The organism is Lachnoanaerobaculum orale, from assembly GCF_003862485.1.
GTDB lineage: Bacteria > Bacillota > Clostridia > Lachnospirales > Lachnospiraceae > Lachnoanaerobaculum > Lachnoanaerobaculum orale.
Map to the genome: position 1 here is coordinate 1,621,573 of NZ_RRCM01000001.1, position 412 is coordinate 1,621,984.

The 412-nt window shown below is 32.3% G+C and carries 1 pseudogene; it reads left to right on the plus strand.

Annotated features, from left to right (window positions below):
• Window positions 1-157: 157 nt before the first annotated feature.
• Window positions 158-412, plus strand: a pseudogene (locus tag EHW90_RS13935) (IS1634 family transposase); the annotation flags it as partial.

The following is a 412-nucleotide window of genomic DNA, read 5'->3' on the forward strand; positions in this document are numbered from 1 at the left end:
CGGGTCTTTGACAGTTTGTTTACATAAATAAGCTTCAAAAAAGTCTCACAACCCGCATATAGCCTATATTTCTTAGTTGAAAAATTTGTCAAAATTTTCGTTTTATTATATAGTATTTTATAGTATTGTGTGGTATAATAGGGGTTGGAGGTTCCCTATGAAAGTTACTACATCAAAATCAAAAAATGCTGAGTCATTCTATATTTCTAAAAGTTTCATTAATGACAAAGGTGTTAGCACCTCTGTTAATGTACGCAAACTTGGTACGCTTGCTGATTTATTAAAAAAGCACGGACCTACCAGAGATGATGTAATGGAATGGGCTCGTGCTGAGGCAAGACTTGAAACACAAAAATATAAAGAAGAAAAAACAGTAAATATTTCTTTTAACTCCAATAAAAGACTTCAACCT